Here is a 15,264-nt window from a genome sequence, read left to right on the forward strand (position 1 = left end):
CAGAAGCACAATCCGCGCCGTTTTCGACTGGCCCGGCCGGGGAGGCCGGGTCCCTGAAACCCGAGGAGCCTCATGGCGTATACCGATCGCGTAAAGCAGATCCTCTCGTGGTACCCCTCCGACAGCCCGGGCACGCTCACCAACCTGGCCCGCCTGCTCAACACCGGCACCCTGGCCGGCACCGGCAAGCTGGTCATCCTCCCGGTGGACCAGGGCTTCGAGCACGGCCCGGCCCGCTCCTTCGGGCCCAACCCGGCCGGGTACGATCCCGACTACCACGCCCAGCTCGCCATCGACTCGGGCTGCAACGCCTACGCGGCGCCGCTCGGCTTCCTGGAGGCCGTCGCCGGCAAGCTCGCGGGTGAGATTCCCCTCATCCTCAAGGTGAACAACTCGGACACGCTGGCCAAGGTGCCCAACCCCATGTCCGCGGTGACGTCCTCCGTGAAGGACGCGGTGCGGCTGGGCTGCGTGGCCGTGGGTTACACCATCTACCCGGGCTCGGGCGCTCGCAACGAGCAGTACCAGGATCTGCGCGACATCATTGCCGAGGCCAAGTCCTACGGCCTGCCCACCGTCCTCTGGGCCTACCCCCGCGGCGCCCTGTCCAAGGAGGGTGAGACGGGCATCGACGTGATTGCCTACGCGGCGCAGATCAGCGCCCAGCTCGGCGCCCACATCATCAAGGTGAAGCCGCCGCAGGACTTCCTCGAGCAGCCCGAGGCCAAGAAGGCCTTCGAGAAGGCCGGCATCGCCACCAAGACGATGGCCGACCGCGTGCGCGAGGTGGTGCGCTCGGCGTTCAACGGCAAGCGCATCGTCATCTTCTCGGGCGGCGAGTCCAAGACCACCGAGGACCTGCTGGCGGAGATCAAGCAGATCCACCAGGGTGGCGGCTTCGGCTCCATCATGGGCCGCAACGCCTTCCAGCGTCCGCGCGACGAGTCCATCAAGCTGCTCAAGGACGTGATGAACGTCTTCGCCGGTAAGGCGTAGGCCCTAGGCCTTACATCGTTGGAGCGGGAGGCGGAATGACCTCGGCCTCCTGCTCCACCGGGCGAGTCACCCGCCAGGCTTGGAGCGCCGCGCAAGCGAGCAGCACGGCCGCGAGCAGGAAGGGCGCGCCGGGCAGGTGCCAGCCCGTGTCCGGGTTGATGGACCAGGCGAACGTCTGCGTGAAGAGGATCGGCCCGATCAGCGAGGAGATCCCCATGAGGCTGCTGTTCGCGCCCTGCAGCTGGCCCTGCTCCGAGGCTCCCACCCGACGCGTCATCAACCCCTGCGCCGCGGGTCCAGCCAGGCCCCAAAGCGCCATCACGGGGATCGCCATCCAGAAGCCCACGCCGGTCGTGGCCAGCCCGTAGAGGGCGAATCCCACCACGCCGAACCCCAGCCCCAGCAGGAGCGTGCGACGCTCCCCGAGTCGCGCGACGATGGGCCGCACCAGGCCCGCCTGCACCACGGTGGAGGCGATGCCCGAGCCCGCCAAGGTGAGGCCCACGGTGCGCTCGTCCCAGCCGTAGCGGTAGCCGACGTAGAGCACGTACACGCTGATCAGCACCCCGTGCGACAGGTGGCTCAGGAAGGTGACCGTCGCCAGCCCGAACAGATCGCGGTTGGAGCGCAGCAGCTTCAGCGAGCCCAGCGGGTTGGCCCTCCGCCACGAGAAGGCCGCGCGGCGCTCGCGCGGCAGCGACTCTGGCAGTACGAACAGGCCATACATTCCGTTGAGGAGGCTCAGCCCCGCCGCGATCCAGAACGGCAGGCGCGGATCCGTGGCGCCGAGCATGCCTCCCAGCGCGGGCCCCAGCACGAAGCCGAGCCCGAAGGCCGCGCCCAGCATGCCGAAGGAGGCCGCGCGCTTCTCTGGCGGCGTCACGTCGGCGATGTAGGCGCCCGCCGTGCTGATGCTCGCCGCGGTGATGCCCGAGAGGATGCGCCCCACGAACAGCCAGGCCAGCGACGGCGCCAGCGCCATCAGCACGTAGTCGAGCCCCAACCCGAAGTTCGACACGAGGATGACCGGCCGCCGGCCGAAGCGATCCGAGAGCGCGCCCAGCACCGGCGAAGCCCCGAACTGCATCAGCGCCCACACCGTGCCGAACAGGCCGTAGATCTCCGCCGACCGTACGGTGTCCCCGTTCAGGAAGGAGACGACCAGCTTCGGAAGGATGGGGACGATCATCCCCACCGCCAGCATGTCGAGCGCGACGGTGATGAAGATGAACGCCAGCGCTGCCTGGCGCACGGGGGCGGGCGACGTCGAGTCAGTCATGGGGCGGGAAAACAAAAAGCCCGCCAGGCGAACCTGGCGGGCTTGATTGTGGAGCTAACCGGGATCGAACCGGTGACCTCTTGAATGCCATTCAAGCGCTCTCCCAGCTGAGCTATAGCCCCGAAACTCTGTGGCGCCTCCGCTCTGGGGAGCGGGTGCCGTTGAAGCGGGCGGACTTCTACTTCTTTTTCGGCTTGGGCGCTAGAGAAGTTTGCGCCTTCCCGTCGTTTTTTCCCTTCAACCGCGCCGCCACCTCCACTCCTTCCTGGAGGATGTCGGAGATCTCGTGCGCGTGCGCCGCCGCCCGCTGCTCGGCTGCTTCCACCGCCTTCACCGCCTGTGCGAGCGAGGAGGGAAGCTCCAGCTTGCCCTTCTGCACCTGCCGCCAGACCGCCTCGCCCAGCTCCCGAAGCGCCTTCTCCTTCTCCATCTGCAGGTAGTTGCCCTGCGAGTTCAACCGGGCCAGCTCCGCCGTGTGCGTCACGGCCTCGCGCAGCTGCGCCAGCTGCGCCTGCGCCGCCTGGAACGCCTGCTGGATCTGCTTCATCACGTCGGTCTGGGACTGCTGCTTTCCATCTGCCAAGACGGGCTACCCCCGGAAGAGCGGACAAGTTCCGTAGCGTGGCGCGTTGGGCACTGTCAACCCTGAGCCTTGCGCAGGCGCGCCGCGAAGAAGCCCCCGCCCGGTACCCGGGGGGGAATGGGACGCAGGAAGGGGCCGTCGCAGAGCACCGCTGCCCGCTCCGCGCCCAGCACCGGCGCCACCGGCTCCAGCGTGAAGCCCGGCGACTTTTCCAGGAAGCCCCGAACCACCTCGTCGTTCTCCTCGGGCAGCAGCGAGCAGGTGGCGTAGACGATCAACGCCCCGGGCCGGGCCTCCCGCGCCACCTCCTCTAATAAGGAGAGCTGAGTGGCCTGGAAGTCGGTGATGGCCTTGGGCGTGAGCTTCCACTTCTGATCCGGCTCACGCCCCAGCGAGCCCGTTCCACTGCAGGGCGCGTCCACCAGCAGCACCTGCGCCTCTCCGATGGGCAGCGGGTGCGGAAAGGAGACGTTGCGCACCGAGAGGTCTCGCACCCGCTCGCGCGCCTGGGACAACCGACGCCGAGAGCGGTCGCCCGCCAGCACCCGGCCCGTGGTCCCCACCATGTCCGCCAGCGCCAGCGTCTTGCCCCCTGCCCCGGCGCAGACGTCCGCCACGATGCTCCCCTCCAGGGAGCCGCTCAGGGGACGGCACACCTCGGCGATGAGCTGGCTGCCCACGTCCTGCACCTGGAGGCGGCCCGACTTCATCACCTTCGTTTCGAAGACCCGGTGGCTCGCATCCGCGATGCGCACGGCATCCGGCGCCAGTTCCACGGCCTCGGCCGCCACCCCCTCCTCCACCAGCTGGGCGAGCACTTCCGCTCGCGTTCCCGAAGGACGAACCCGGAAGTGCAGCGACGGCTCCTCGTCGAGCGCGGCGAGCAGGGCCTCCAACACGGGCTCGGAGTGCAGCGCGGCCAGCCGCTCCACCAGCCAGTTGGGGAACGAGTAGCGGATCGCCAGCCGCTCGGCGGCGCTCTCCGGCAGCGGAGGCTCCGACAGCGGAGACTCCACGATCTTGGAGAGCAGATCGTCCTTGATGGTGCGGGGCCGCACCGGCCCGGGCAGCCGCACCTCGGGGCCGATCCGGGCCCAGCTCTCTCCACAGAAGAGCCGCCGCCAGAGGGCATAGCGCAGCAGGGCCTGATCCTCGGTGAGCCCCACCTTGCCCGGAGGATGGCCGAGCGTGCGCGCCGCGAGATCCAACAGGCGCTGGTGCCGGGAGAGCTCCCGGACCGCCAGAGCCGCGAAGCGACGCTCCTGGCCGCCCAGCCCTTCGGCCTCCCGCAGCGCCGTGGCCAGGGAGGCCTTCAGCGGCTCACCCCGCAGCACCGCCACATGCGCCTCGATGGCAGCCGTGGCGGCCCGCCGCGAGGGGCGTCCCAGATGGGACGGATCCAAAGGTGTGGGCCAGAGCGAGTTCACAGAGCGACGCGTCCCGTGGGGCTCAACCGCGCAGCGGCAGTGAGAGCACCAGGCACCCCTTCTCGCTGCGCGCCGTGGGGGGATGACCGGTCGAGAGGAAGAAGTACCGGGGGGCCGTCTGCGGCTCGCCCCCTACCTCGAGATCCCCTTCGAGGAGCAGGCTCGCCGTCCCCTCGAGAGGAAACGGCCAGGCGCTCTGGGTCCCTGGCTGGAACCGGACCCATGTCTCGGACGATTGCCGCGCCAGGTACACTCCCGGAGCAGCCTCCGTCCACGCCGACTCGGGTGGCTGCTCCTTCGAGAGCCGGTCCGCGTCCTTCCTCAAGGCCAGGAAGCGCTCCACGAGCGCCGTCATCTCCTCGAGCTGGAAGGGCTTGCCCAGGAGGGCGTCCGCCGTGAAGGGGTGCAGCGCCTTGCGGATCTCCTCCTCGGCCGCCGCGCTGACGATGGCCACTGGCTGCAGCCGCCGCCGGGCCGCCTCGAGGATCGTCTTCCCTCCCGTGGCCGCGCCGCCAATGCGCAGATCCGCCAGGACCAGCTCGAAGCGCTCTTCTCGAAGCGCCGCCAGGGCCGCGTCCACCGAGGCGACCGTGCGGACATCCACGAAGTCGGCGATCACCTCGCCCATCCCCTCGCGCAGGCTCGGGTCGTCTTCGACCAGCAGCACCTTCATGGGGAACCTCCCGCCCGGTCGCGCGACGCGCACTTCGTATGGCCCTCCCCGGACTCGAACCGGGACGCGGGGTCAGCCGCAGCGGATTTTGAGTCCGCCTCGTCTACCAATTTCGACAGAGGGCCCTCTTGGACATTCGAACGGCGGGCAGACGTATACCGCGCCCGACGTTTCCTTGCATCGGAAGATTGCGGCCCCGCGCTCGAATGGCTAGAGGGACCGCACAATGTACAACCTCCTTATATCCCTGGGTGTCGGCATCCTGGTGGCCCTGGGCGTCAGGGCCGCCGGGTTCTCCATCTGGGCCGGCCTCATCCCGGGGACCCTGGCCTTCATCATCACCTTCATCCTGCTGGCCCGTTGGGTCGCCAAGCGCATCCAGCTCCTCATGGACTCCGTCCAGAAGGAGTTCCAGGGGCAGCCGGCCAACCAGAAGGAGGCCCTCCAGCGCGTGGAGCGCGCCGTGAAGACGCTGGAGCAGGGGCTGATCTACGACAAGTGGCAGATCATGGTCGGCCCGGAGATCCACGCCCAGATCGGCATGCTCAAGTACATGGCCAAGGACCTGGACGGCGCCAAGGTCCACTTCGCCAAGGCCAGCACGCGCAACTACATGGCCAAGGCCATGGAGGGCGCCCTGCACTACCAGCGCAAGGACATGGCCGCCATGCAGGCCTCCTTCGAGGCCGCGGTGAAGACCGGCAAGAAGGAGTCCATCGTCTGGGCCGTGTACGCCTGGTGCCTCCTGCAGCTCAAGGAGAAGGACAAGGCCCTGCAGGTGCTCGCCCGCGCCACGCAGACCAACCCCTCCGATGAGAAGCTCAAGGCCAGCCTCACCCAGCTGCAGAACGACAAGCGGCTGAAGATGAAGCCCTACGAGCCCACCTGGTGGCAGTTCGGCCTCGAGGCCCCGCCCGCGCCCACCATGGGGGGCGGCGGAGGCGGCGGCCGCCGCGTGCAGTTCATTAATCGACGTTAGCGGCGTACTCCCGTCCGGCATCCGTTCTCCGGCGCACGGGAAATCCTACTGGGACGAGAGTTCTTACGCTGAAAGCTCTTCCATCCGAGTAAGACCTGATTCCGCAGAGGTCAGTGCAACCACCCGAAAACACTCCGACCGCCCAGGTTGTCCCGGGGGCACGCAGCTTGCTCCCCTGTCTTGCATGGCTCCGGTAACTCGTACCGGAGAAAAGAGACGGACGGACTTGGCAGCCGGGGGTCTCGGGTGAAGGTTGCAACGGTTGGAGAGTGCTCGCAGTCGCGGGTGACGCAGGAAGCGCGTGGGGCGCGTGGGCGTGGGGGGCACTCGGCGGGGCGTAGCGCTCGAGATCTTCGGCCTGCCATTTCGGGGCAGGCGTGCGCAGCGGAGCGTTGCATGGAACGGCGCGGCCGTGGCAGTGAGCGGGCCCTCGTCCTCATCATCGAGGACGATGCAGGTGTTCGAGAAAGTCTCCTGGATCTCCTCGATTCGCGATTCGAGGTGCTCACCGCGAGTGATGCCGAGGCTGGCATCGAGCTTGCCCGCGAGCAGGGGCCAGATCTCATCCTTCTGGACCGTTTCCTGCCCAGCGGGGATGGGCTGTCGGTCTTGGAGGCCCTGCAGGGCGATGTGCGCACCGAGGCGCTGCCGGTCATCTTCCTCACGGGAGACACCGACGAGGCCACCTTGGAGCGCTGCCTGGACATGGGAGCCGTGGACTTCATCCAGAAGCCGGCAAGCGCGCGCGAGTTGCTGGCGCGCATCGACCGGGCCCTGCGTCAGAGCGAGCAGCAGCACCGCCTGCGGGTGCTCGCCCAGACGGACGCCCTCACGGGCCTGGCCAACTTCCGGGCGCTCACCCTGCGCATGGAGGAGGAGTTCCGACGCGCCAGCCGCTACCAGTATCCGCTCTCGGTGGTGGTCATCGATCTGGATCACCTCAAGGCCATCAATGACGGGATGGGCCATGACGTGGGCAACCGGGCCATCCTGGCGCTCGCCTCCCACCTGAAGAGCAACCTGCGCGACTCGGACTTCGCGGCGCGCTTTGGCGGGGATGAGTTCGTCGCGCTGCTGCCCCACCAGACGGCCATGGAGGCGGCGGCCTTCGCCGAGCGCATCCGCGCCGGGCTTCGCAACGTGATCGTCCAGCGCAGCGACGGCCGGCCCGCTCCGTTCGGGCTGAGCGTGAGCGTGGGCATCGCGGACCACTCGCAGGAGACGCCCCGGGAGAACACGGACGCGCTGCTGAAGGCGGCGGACGCGGCCCTCTACGTGGCCAAGCGCGAGGGACGGGATCGGGTGGTGGTGTACGGCGCCTCGATGGCGGTCCACCTCTCGGCGGTAGCGCAGCGACACTGAGGCGGCTGTTCCTGGCGAAGAGCGAACCGAGGGCGAGCGGGGTCGAGGATGAGCGGAAGCAGGCTGGTGAGCGGTTCGAGGGTGGCGGTCATCGGTGGGGGCATCGCTGGCGCGGGCTTGGCTGCCTCCCTGCTCTTCAATGGACGGGCGCGCGGGGTTCCATTGGACGTGCGTGTGTACTCGCATGGGGATCCGGAGAGCGTGCCGCCGCCGGTGGTGCTCACGCCGGAGTGTCGCTCCCGGCTCGCCGCGCTGGGCTGCCGCGTGTCCATGGACTGGCGCGCGCATGAGCTGCGCGGCGTGGAGGTGCTTGCCCAGGGACGGCGGGAGCTGCTGCCCGCGCCTCCCGGTGGCCTGTGGGTCGTGGATGGCTGGCCCAATGGCGCTGGCGGGCTGGCGGTGGTTCGCGAGGCCCTCGTCACGGCCGCCACGGCCCAGGGCGCTCGCTTCCTGGATCGCCATGTCGAGCGCGTCGAGCGCCAGCTTCCGGCTCCGGATGCGCCCGCCGCGGTGAAGAACAGCGGTCCGCTCGTGGTGCGCGCCCAGGGCAGCGGTGAGCGCTACCACGCGGTGGCGCTCGCCACGGGCGCCGGGGCTTCGCTCGGCGATGCCTTCTTCCCTGGCTTCCAGCCCGCGCCCACGGTGGCCGCGGTGCAGGCCCGGGTGCGCCATGGCTCCTCGCGGCTGTCGATCGCTCCGCTGGCGCGGCTGTGGATCGCTCCCCTTCCCACGGTGGATGGCCTGTTCCTGCTGCCGGGCGCCCACTCCGTCTACGCGCTGGCCTTCGGCCCGGCGGTGACTCCGGCCGACCTGTGCCAGGTGCTGATGATGGCGGCGCGGGATGGGCTCCTGGAGGAAGGCTTCGAGCTCTCCGCGATGGAGACCACCCGGCTGCCCTTCGGTCCGGGGCGCTGTGTGGTGGCGCCGGGACAGGTCGCCGTGGGGCCGGCCGCGCTCGGGCATCCGCTGCAGATCGGTCTGTCGGAGACGCTGGCCACGTGCAGCCGCGCGGCGGTGGGCCTGCTGGATGGAGGCTTGGAGGCCGCTGCCCTGGAGCGCCGCTATGTGCGCGAGGGACTCTCGGAGTTGATGGAGGACGCGGCGGCGGGAGCTCGCTCCATTGCCTGGCTGCGGCGGGCCGGTCCTCGGGCGCCCGAGGCGTTTCTCGCGGCGCGGCGCCGGGGCTCGGTGGGGGGTGTCTACAGCGGCGGCGTGCTGGGACTGGCCGCCCCTACCCCACTGGCACTGCTGGCCTCGGCGCGCTGGGCGGGCCTGCGCGAGGTGCTGGGCTCGTGGCTGCGCACCACGGTGGAGCCGGTGCCCACGGCCATCCCCTCGCTGGAGCCGGACCTCTATTACGTGGTGGATGACGATCCGGACGCGCGCGAGGCGATCACCCAGCTCCTGGAGTCCACGGGCGCCACGGTGGTGTCCTTCGCGGATGAGCTGGCGCTGTTCTGCGCGGTGGCGCGGCGGCCCCCCACGGCGATCCTCCTGGACGTGGTGCTGCACTGGGTGGACGGGCTGCGGCTGTGCGAGGGCCTCAAGCAGCACCCGCTGACGCGCAACACGCGCGTGGTGGTGATGAGCGGCCTGAACCGGCCCCACGTGCGGCAGCGGGCCCTGGACGCGGGCGCCGAGGCGTTCTTCCCCAAGCCCGTGGAACCCGAGCGCCTCCTGCGACTGCTGATGGGCCATGCTCCGGAGGCTCCGGCGCCGGTTCGGGTGGCCGAGGGCACCACGGGTCTGGAGTCCGACCGCTACGCCTCCTGACGCTCAGCTCTCCAGCGTCCTCAGCACCTCATACGGCGGTGCCACATGCACCGCCCCAGCCTCCTTGCGGAACCAGGTGAGCTGCCGCTTGGCGTACCGGCGTGTCTCTTGCGCCGTGTCCTGAATGGCCTCCTCTCGCGTCATCCGACCCTCGACGACGGCGCGGGCCTGGACGTAGCCCACGCTGCGCATGGGGGCCGCTGCCGCGTAGCCGCGCGCCAGGAGCTCCCGCGTCTCTTCCACGAGTCCCCGCGCGAACATGCCCTCCGTGCGCGCGTTGATGGCGCGGTAGAGCGACTCCCGCTCCGGTTCCAACACGAACAGTCGGAACGGGTAGCGGTCCGGCGCGAAGCCGTGCTCCCGCCGCCACTGCGAGGCCGGCACACCCGTCTGCGCGTGGATCTCCAGCGCCCGGATGGTGCGGACCAGATCCTGCGTCGGCAGCTTCGCCGCCGTCTCCGGATCCACCTCGGCGAGCTTGCGGTGTACGGCCTCCCGGCCCTCGGCGGCCGCCAGCGCCTCCAAGGAAGCGCGGAGCGTGGGATCTGCTCCCGGTGCCTCCACCACCCCGTGGAGCAGGATGCGCAGGTACAGGCCCGTGCCTCCCACCACGAACACCGGACGCCCTCGCGAGGCGATGTCCTCGATGGCCGCGTCCGCCCGGCGCTGATACTCCGCCGCGGAGAACGACTCGAGTGGATCCACCACGGAGATCAGGTGGTGCGGCACCGCGGCCAGCTCCTCGGCGGACGGCTTGGCCGTACCCAGGTCGAAGGAGCGGTACACCTGCTGCGAGTCCGCGTTGACGATCTCCCCGCCAGCGCGCCGGGCCAGCTCCACGGCGATCGCCGTCTTGCCCGAGGCCGTCGGGCCCGCAATGACGGTGAGCCGTGGCTTCACGCCTTGAGTGTGCCAGAGCCCCTCGATAGACGTCGCTGAAAAGAGGGCCTCGCCTCCTACATGTGAGGAGCGTGCTCCGCCCTGGTATCTCCCACCCTCCTTGGAGAGAATGTCCAAGTCGTGACTGTCGCCAGGGGGGACGTTTCGTGCGTGCCTATCGCTCCGCTTGTGAAGCCATTCCGGCTCCGGACTCCCGTGCTGCCTCGCAGTGCCAGGCCCTGCTGGACGCCAAGACCAAGCCACGTGGCAGTCTTGGCCGTCTGGAAGAGCTGGCCTGTCGCATGGCCGCCCTGCGCGGTGAGGCCCGGCCCGCCATGCCCTCCAAAGCCGTGCTCGTCATGGCCGCCGACCATGGCGTGGTGCAGGAGGGCGTCAGCGCCTATCCCCCCGAGGTGACGGGGCAGATGGTGGCCAACTTCGCCCGGGGCGGCGCCGCTATCAACGTGCTGGCTCGCCAGGTGGGAGCCTGGGTGACGGTGGTGGACATGGGAGTGCGCTTCCCGGTGAAGAGCCTCACCGGCGTGAAGGTCCACCGCATGGGCCCGGGCACGGACAACTTCACCAAGGGCCCGGCCATGAGCCGCGAGACGGCCGAGGAAGCCCTGGACGTGGGCACGCGGCTGGCCGTCGACATGGCCATGACCGGCGTGACGCTGCTGGGCCTGGGCGAGATGGGCATTGGCAACACCACCGCGTCGAGCGCGCTCACCTGCGCGCTCACCGGGCTCTCTCCCGAGGAGGCCACGGGGCGCGGCACCGGCGTGGATGAGGAGGGGTGGCGTCGCAAGGTCCAGGCCGTGAAGCGCGCGCTGGAGGTGAACCGCCCCAACCCGGAGGATCCCCTGGGAGTGCTGGCCCAACTGGGAGGCTTCGAGATCGCCGGGCTGGCGGGTGCGGCGCTGGGCGCGGCCTCCCGGCGCGTGCCCGTCGTGCTCGATGGCTTCATCTCCTCGGTGGCCGGAATGGTGGCGGCCCGGCTGTGCCCCCAGGTGAAGCCCTACCTGCTGGCCAGCCACCTCTCCGTCGAGGCGGGGCACACGCGGGTGCTCCAGGAGCTGGAGCAGCGGCCGCTGCTGGATCTAGGCCTGCGGCTGGGCGAAGGCAGCGGCGCCGCCGTCGCCTTCGGGCTGGTGGACACCGCGCTGTGCATCCTGCACGAGATGGCCACCTTCACCTCGGCAGGCGTCATCGATACGGGCCGCTGAGGCTCAGCGAGGGGCCGCGGCGGCTCGCACCGCTTGGGCCACCTCGCCCAGCGCCACGGGGATGGGCTCGCCCCCCGCCATGGGCTTGAGCTGCGCCTTGCCGCTCTCGCGCTCCGCCTGGCCGAGCACCAGCGTGAAGCGCGCCCGCGTCTTGTCCGCGCGCTTCATCTGGCTGCGGAGGCTGCCGCCACGCGTGTCGAACTCCACCTTCAGGCCCTCGCGGCGCAGCCGGCTGGCCAGCGCGAAGGCCTCGTCCGCCGAGCCCTCGTCCGCCACCGCGATGAACACGTCCGGCGGCGCGCCGTACTGCTGACCGCCCTCCTTCAAGAGCAGCGTCAGCCGATCCAGCCCCAGCCCGAAGCCCACCGCCGGCACGTCCGGCCCGCCCAGGCTCTTCACCAGCTTGTCGTACCGTCCGCCGCCGCCCACCGTGCTCGCCGTGCCCAGCGCCGGGTGCGCCGCGATGAACTCGAACGTCGTGCGCGTGTAGTAGTCCAGCCCGCGCACCATCTGAGGGTTGATGACGTAGCGCACGCCCAGCGCGTCCAGCTTGCGCTTCACCTCATCGAAGTGCGCCTTGCAGGGCTCGCACAGGAACTGGAGGATGTCCGGCGCCGCCCGAGCGATCGCCTGGCACTTCTCGTTCTTGCAGTCGAGCACCCGCAGCGGGTTGCGCTCCAGCCGGCGCTGGCAGTCCTCGCACAGCTCGGCCCGGTGCGCCGTCAGGTGCTCCACCAGCTTCTGCTGGTACGCCGGCCGGCACGCCTCGTCGCCCAGCGAGTTGATGTTGAGCGAGATGTCCTGGAGCCCCAGCGCCTCGAGGAGCTGGACGACCATGTCCATCACCTCGACGTCCTGCGCCGGCTCCTTCGAGCCGTACGCCTCCGCGCCGATCTGGAAGAACTGCCGGTAGCGGCCCGTCTTCATCCGCTCGTACCGGAACATCGGGCCGATGTAGTACCAGCGCGTCAGCGGCTCCTGGTTGGACACCGCGTGCTCGATGTACGCGCGCGCCGCGGGCGCCGTGCCCTCCGGACGCAGCGACAGGCTGCGGCCCGCCTTGTCGTCGAAGGTGTACATCTCCTTGCCGACGATGTCCGTCTCCTCGCCCACGCTGCGCACGAACAGCGCCGTGTCCTCCAGCGTCGGCGTGCGGATCTCTCCGTAGCCGAAGCGCGAGAACAGCTCGCGCGTGGTGCGCTCCACGTGCTGCCACGTCTCCACCGGCGCCATCTCCCCGCCCAGCTCTCCGGGCAGGAGATCGTTCATCCCCTTCACGCCGCTGATCTTCTGACTCACGGAATCTCCCCGATGCGCTGCCCCAACCGCAGCACCGCCTCCGGCTGCAGGCTCTCGTCCCACTTCACCCGCTTGGGCTCGAACAGGAGGATGATCGTGGACCCCATCTCGAAGCGGCCCAGCTCCCCACCCTTCTCCACGGGCTTGTGCGCGTCGTACTTGTGGACCTTGCCCGGCTGGCCCGTGTGGGTGACGACCTCGTCATACGCCGCCTTGATGCGCGACACGCACGTGGCGCCGACCTTCACCACCGCGCACTTGCCGGCCACGGTGTCCAGGTACGTCACCAGCCGCTCGTTCACGCAGAACAGCGACTTCTTGTTCTTTACCGACGCGGGGTTCACCGGCCAGAACTCACCGGGGATGTACGCGTAGCCGGTAATCATGCCGCCCAGCGGCGCGTGGATGCGGTGGTAGTCGCGGGGCGACAGGTACACCGTCGTCCAGGCGCCCCCATGGAAGGGCTTGGCCGCCTCGGAGTCCCCGAGCAGCTCGTCCACCGTGTACTCGATGCCCTTGGCCTGCAGGCACCGGCCGTGCTCGGAGTAGCCCACCTGGGACACCCGGCCGTCCACCGGGGACACCACCACCTTCTCCCCCGCGTCCACCGGGCGCATGCCCGGCTTCAGGCCACGGGTGAAGAACTCGGCGAAGGTGGAGTAGCGATCGAACGAGTGCTCCGCCTCCTGCATGTCCACGTTGTACGCCTTGGCGAAGGCCTTCATCGCCATGCGGTGGACGGGCGCCGGCGCGGGCAGGCGCGTGGCCAGCCCCACCGCGGAGGACAGGGCGGACTTGGGCAACAGCTGCATCAACTTCATGAAGGTCTGATCGTTCATTGCGACCGGAGCTCGACTTCCAGGATGGAGGAGAGGAAACGCGTGGACAGGCTTAACGGGCAGGAGCCGCGCCGCCATCCTTCCCCGAGTAGGTGATCTGGATGGCGCTCTTGGGCAACACCGTGAGGACCTTGCCCTCTTCGACGAGGACGACCTGATCGACGAAGCGAGGGAACGACTGGCGGCACGCCAGCCGATCAATCATCTCCCACGTTTCCCGGCTGCCGCGGCCCTCCACGTTGATGGGCTGGCCCCGCTGGAAGCAGCGCGAGTAGCCAGACGAGAGCTCGGACGCCGGGCTGCCAATCGTGGGGCCGACCGAGGCCGCGCCCGCGTCCGGCGTGCCCGCATCCCGCGCCGCAGGGGCCGGGACGGGCTCTGCGGGAGCCGCCGGCTCCGTGCCCGTGCTGCCCGAGCCCGTCCCCGTGCTGGGGAACGTGTCGAACTCGCGCGCGGAGGCGATGGCATCCTCCTTCTCCTGCTGCGCGGCCTCCATGCGCGCGCGGCCCTGCTGGATGCGCTGGCTCAGCTCCCGGGCCGACTGCGCGTCCATGCTGTCGGGAGGCACCAGCTGGAGCTGCGCTTCGATCTCGGCCATCTCCGGCTCGAGGAAGGCCTCGTCCAGCTTCTGGCCGTAGAGCTTGCTGAAGCGCGTGTGGGCCTGCTCGTAGTCCTGGGACGGAGGCCCGGACTCCTTGCGGCACGCGACAGGCGCCAGCACGAGCAGCAGGGTGGACACAAGGCCCGCGAGGGGCCGACGCAGGGAAATCAGGCTATGGGTCCGCACGGGGGGCGTTTATACGCCACCCGGGCTCAGACACCCAGGAACAGTCGCTTGCCGAAATTGAGCGCCAGGTCCGCGTCGAAGATCTTCTGCGCGGACGTCTCGATGTCGTACTCCACACGGGTGTACTCCACCGTGCGCGCGTCCGTGTCGCAGATGACGAAGCAGGCCCGGTTGTCGTAGTCCCGCGGCTGCCCCACGCTGCCCACCGAGATGATGTACTTGTAGCCCCGGCGGATGCCGAACTTCTGGGCCACCACGTCGTTCACCTCGCCGTTGCCGATGGCGAACGCCTTGCACAGGTGGCTGTGGCCGATGAACGTCACTTCCGGCAGCTCCGCCACGAAGGGCGTCAGCTCCCGGGCCTGCTCCAGCGCGAAGATGTACTCGTACGCCTTGGGCTCCACCGGCGAGCCGTGGCAGAAGCCCACCTCGCCCATGCGGTAGGTGTACGGCAGGCTGCGCAGCCACGAGATGTTCTCGTCCGACAACACGCTGGCGGACCAGTCCAGCGCGTGCCTCGCCGCGTCGTAGTAGTACGAGTAGTCCATGCGGCCGGCCACCGCCGCGTCGTGGTTGCCCAGCAGCGTGACTTCCGTCACCGAGCGCACCAGCTCACAGCACTCGTTGGGCGAAGCGCCGTAACCGACGATGTCTCCCAGCGAGACGATGCGGTCTACCTTGTGCCGATCCGCCGCGCGGAGCACCTCGGTGAGCGCCTCGATGTTGCTGTGGATGTCGGAGATGACGGCGATCCGCATTCAAACCTCTTCCAGGGTTGCCGAGCCCATCAGGCCCCGGGCCAGCGGGTCTGCTCGTGGGAGATGATCTGCCTCAATCTCTCGAGGTTCGCAGCATCCAGTTCCTCGAACGCCAAGCCCATGCCCGGCGGCCAGGTGTGCCCGTTCTTCCGCGACCACACCACCTTCACCGCCGTGTGCAGCTCCGGTCCGTTCTCCTCCCCCACCCCCAGTCGCACCGTGGCGCGCGTGCCCTCCTGCAGCGGCGTGCTCGTGCGCAGGAACATGCCCCCCTCGCTCAGATTGCCCACGCGCGAGTACAGGGTGACGTTGCCCCCTTCGCACCAGCAGCGCATACGGGACGGAACCCGCGCGTTCCTACGGTTCTCCATCGACCCGAGTTCCTCCACCGCGTAGCCCATAAA

At 69.5% G+C, this 15,264-nt stretch carries 15 protein-coding genes and 2 tRNA genes; 5 read left to right on the forward strand and 12 right to left on the reverse strand.

From position 1 onward, the window contains the following. The first annotated feature begins 72 nt into the window (after positions 1-72). Positions 73-996 carry a class I fructose-bisphosphate aldolase gene (locus SYV04_RS41135; protein WP_321551576.1) on the forward strand — a complete coding sequence of 308 codons (924 nt, stop codon included), beginning with the start codon at positions 73-75 and terminating at the stop codon, positions 994-996. 10 nt (positions 997-1,006) lie between these two features. On the opposite strand, the gene SYV04_RS41140 is transcribed toward SYV04_RS41135, so the two are convergent. The 6 genes from SYV04_RS41140 to SYV04_RS41165 form a co-directional block, all read right to left on the reverse strand. Further along, on the reverse strand, positions 1,007-2,275 hold the full coding sequence (locus SYV04_RS41140; RefSeq protein WP_321551577.1) for a TCR/Tet family MFS transporter: 1,269 nt from the start codon (positions 2,273-2,275) through the stop codon (positions 1,007-1,009). A gap of 49 nt (positions 2,276-2,324) precedes the next feature. Next, positions 2,325-2,397: transfer RNA gene (locus SYV04_RS41145), tRNA-Ala, on the reverse strand. Positions 2,398-2,453: 56 nt separating this feature from the next. After that, positions 2,454-2,858 carry a hypothetical protein gene (locus SYV04_RS41150; protein ID WP_321551578.1) on the reverse strand — a complete coding sequence of 135 codons (405 nt, stop codon included), beginning with the start codon at positions 2,856-2,858 and terminating at the stop codon, positions 2,454-2,456. Between the two features lie 56 nt (positions 2,859-2,914). Continuing rightward, positions 2,915-4,285, reverse strand: a complete 1,371-nt coding sequence (locus SYV04_RS41155) for an RsmB/NOP family class I SAM-dependent RNA methyltransferase (protein WP_321551579.1) — start codon at positions 4,283-4,285, stop codon at positions 2,915-2,917. A 22-nt stretch (positions 4,286-4,307) separates the two neighbouring features. Next, positions 4,308-4,958: a response regulator gene (locus tag SYV04_RS41160; protein WP_321551580.1), complete on the reverse strand. Its 651-nt coding sequence runs from the start codon at positions 4,956-4,958 to the stop codon at positions 4,308-4,310. A gap of 39 nt (positions 4,959-4,997) precedes the next feature. Further along, positions 4,998-5,083 (reverse strand) — tRNA-Leu (locus tag SYV04_RS41165). A gap of 101 nt (positions 5,084-5,184) precedes the next feature. Here SYV04_RS41165 and SYV04_RS41170 point away from each other — a divergent pair. The 3 genes from SYV04_RS41170 (at position 5,185) to SYV04_RS41180 (ending at position 9,072) form a co-directional block, all read left to right on the forward strand. Further along, the gene (locus tag SYV04_RS41170; protein ID WP_321551581.1) at positions 5,185-5,937 is read left to right on the forward strand and encodes a tetratricopeptide repeat protein; all 753 of its coding nucleotides are present in this window, start codon (positions 5,185-5,187) and stop codon (positions 5,935-5,937) included. 396 nt (positions 5,938-6,333) lie between these two features. Further along, complete coding sequence (locus tag SYV04_RS41175) at positions 6,334-7,299, forward strand: diguanylate cyclase (protein WP_321551582.1); 966 nt, start codon at positions 6,334-6,336, stop codon at positions 7,297-7,299. Between the two features lie 48 nt (positions 7,300-7,347). After that, positions 7,348-9,072 (forward strand): response regulator, encoded by a 1,725-nt coding sequence (locus tag SYV04_RS41180; RefSeq protein ID WP_321551583.1) that lies wholly within the window; start codon positions 7,348-7,350, stop codon positions 9,070-9,072. A gap of 3 nt (positions 9,073-9,075) precedes the next feature. On the opposite strand, the gene miaA is transcribed toward SYV04_RS41180, so the two are convergent. Continuing rightward, positions 9,076-9,972, reverse strand: a complete 897-nt coding sequence (gene miaA, locus SYV04_RS41185) for a tRNA (adenosine(37)-N6)-dimethylallyltransferase MiaA (protein WP_321551584.1) — start codon at positions 9,970-9,972, stop codon at positions 9,076-9,078. Positions 9,973-10,118: 146 nt separating this feature from the next. Between miaA and cobT the strand changes: the two genes are divergently transcribed. Further along, positions 10,119-11,177, forward strand: coding sequence for a nicotinate-nucleotide--dimethylbenzimidazole phosphoribosyltransferase (cobT, locus tag SYV04_RS41190; RefSeq protein WP_321551585.1), 1,059 nt, complete (start codon positions 10,119-10,121; stop codon positions 11,175-11,177). A gap of 3 nt (positions 11,178-11,180) precedes the next feature. Here the strand turns inward: cobT and hisS are convergent, their stop codons facing one another. From hisS to SYV04_RS41215, 5 genes are all read right to left on the reverse strand, one after another. Further along, positions 11,181-12,446 carry a histidine--tRNA ligase gene (gene hisS, locus SYV04_RS41195; protein ID WP_321551628.1) on the reverse strand — a complete coding sequence of 422 codons (1,266 nt, stop codon included), beginning with the start codon at positions 12,444-12,446 and terminating at the stop codon, positions 11,181-11,183. Between the two features lie 26 nt (positions 12,447-12,472). Continuing rightward, entirely contained in the window at positions 12,473-13,315 is an 843-nt protein-coding gene (gene asd / locus SYV04_RS41200) for an archaetidylserine decarboxylase (protein ID WP_321551586.1), read from the reverse strand. A gap of 52 nt (positions 13,316-13,367) precedes the next feature. Further along, on the reverse strand, positions 13,368-14,054 hold the full coding sequence (locus SYV04_RS41205) for a hypothetical protein (protein ID WP_321551587.1): 687 nt from the start codon (positions 14,052-14,054) through the stop codon (positions 13,368-13,370). A 74-nt stretch (positions 14,055-14,128) separates the two neighbouring features. Further along, positions 14,129-14,860: a metallophosphoesterase family protein gene (locus SYV04_RS41210; protein WP_321551588.1), complete on the reverse strand. Its 732-nt coding sequence runs from the start codon at positions 14,858-14,860 to the stop codon at positions 14,129-14,131. 29 nt (positions 14,861-14,889) lie between these two features. After that, positions 14,890-15,231 carry a TIGR02266 family protein gene (locus SYV04_RS41215; RefSeq protein WP_321551589.1) on the reverse strand — a complete coding sequence of 114 codons (342 nt, stop codon included), beginning with the start codon at positions 15,229-15,231 and terminating at the stop codon, positions 14,890-14,892. Positions 15,232-15,264 lie beyond the last annotated feature (33 nt).

The sequence above is a fragment of the Hyalangium ruber genome (assembly GCF_034259325.1).
In the GTDB taxonomy this organism is placed as follows: domain Bacteria; phylum Myxococcota; class Myxococcia; order Myxococcales; family Myxococcaceae; genus Hyalangium_A; species Hyalangium_A rubrum.

Bases quoted from the DNA above. Each gene is read 5' to 3' on its own strand.
- SYV04_RS41135 (WP_321551576.1), top strand. From the start codon at position 73: ATGGCGTATACCGATCGCGTAAAGCAGATCCTCTCGTGGTACCCCTCC.
- SYV04_RS41140 (WP_321551577.1), bottom strand. From the start codon at position 2,275: ATGACTGACTCGACGTCGCCCGCCCCCGTGCGCCAGGCAGCGCTGGCG.
- SYV04_RS41160 (WP_321551580.1), bottom strand. From the start codon at position 4,958: ATGAAGGTGCTGCTGGTCGAAGACGACCCGAGCCTGCGCGAGGGGATG.
- SYV04_RS41170 (WP_321551581.1), top strand. From the start codon at position 5,185: ATGTACAACCTCCTTATATCCCTGGGTGTCGGCATCCTGGTGGCCCTG.
- SYV04_RS41175 (WP_321551582.1), top strand. From the start codon at position 6,334: ATGGAACGGCGCGGCCGTGGCAGTGAGCGGGCCCTCGTCCTCATCATC.
- SYV04_RS41180 (WP_321551583.1), top strand. From the start codon at position 7,348: ATGAGCGGAAGCAGGCTGGTGAGCGGTTCGAGGGTGGCGGTCATCGGT.
- hisS (WP_321551628.1), bottom strand. From the start codon at position 12,446: ATGAACGATCTCCTGCCCGGAGAGCTGGGCGGGGAGATGGCGCCGGTG.
- asd (WP_321551586.1), bottom strand. From the start codon at position 13,315: ATGAACGATCAGACCTTCATGAAGTTGATGCAGCTGTTGCCCAAGTCC.
- SYV04_RS41210 (WP_321551588.1), bottom strand. From the start codon at position 14,860: ATGCGGATCGCCGTCATCTCCGACATCCACAGCAACATCGAGGCGCTC.
- SYV04_RS41215 (WP_321551589.1), bottom strand. From the start codon at position 15,231: ATGGAGAACCGTAGGAACGCGCGGGTTCCGTCCCGTATGCGCTGCTGG.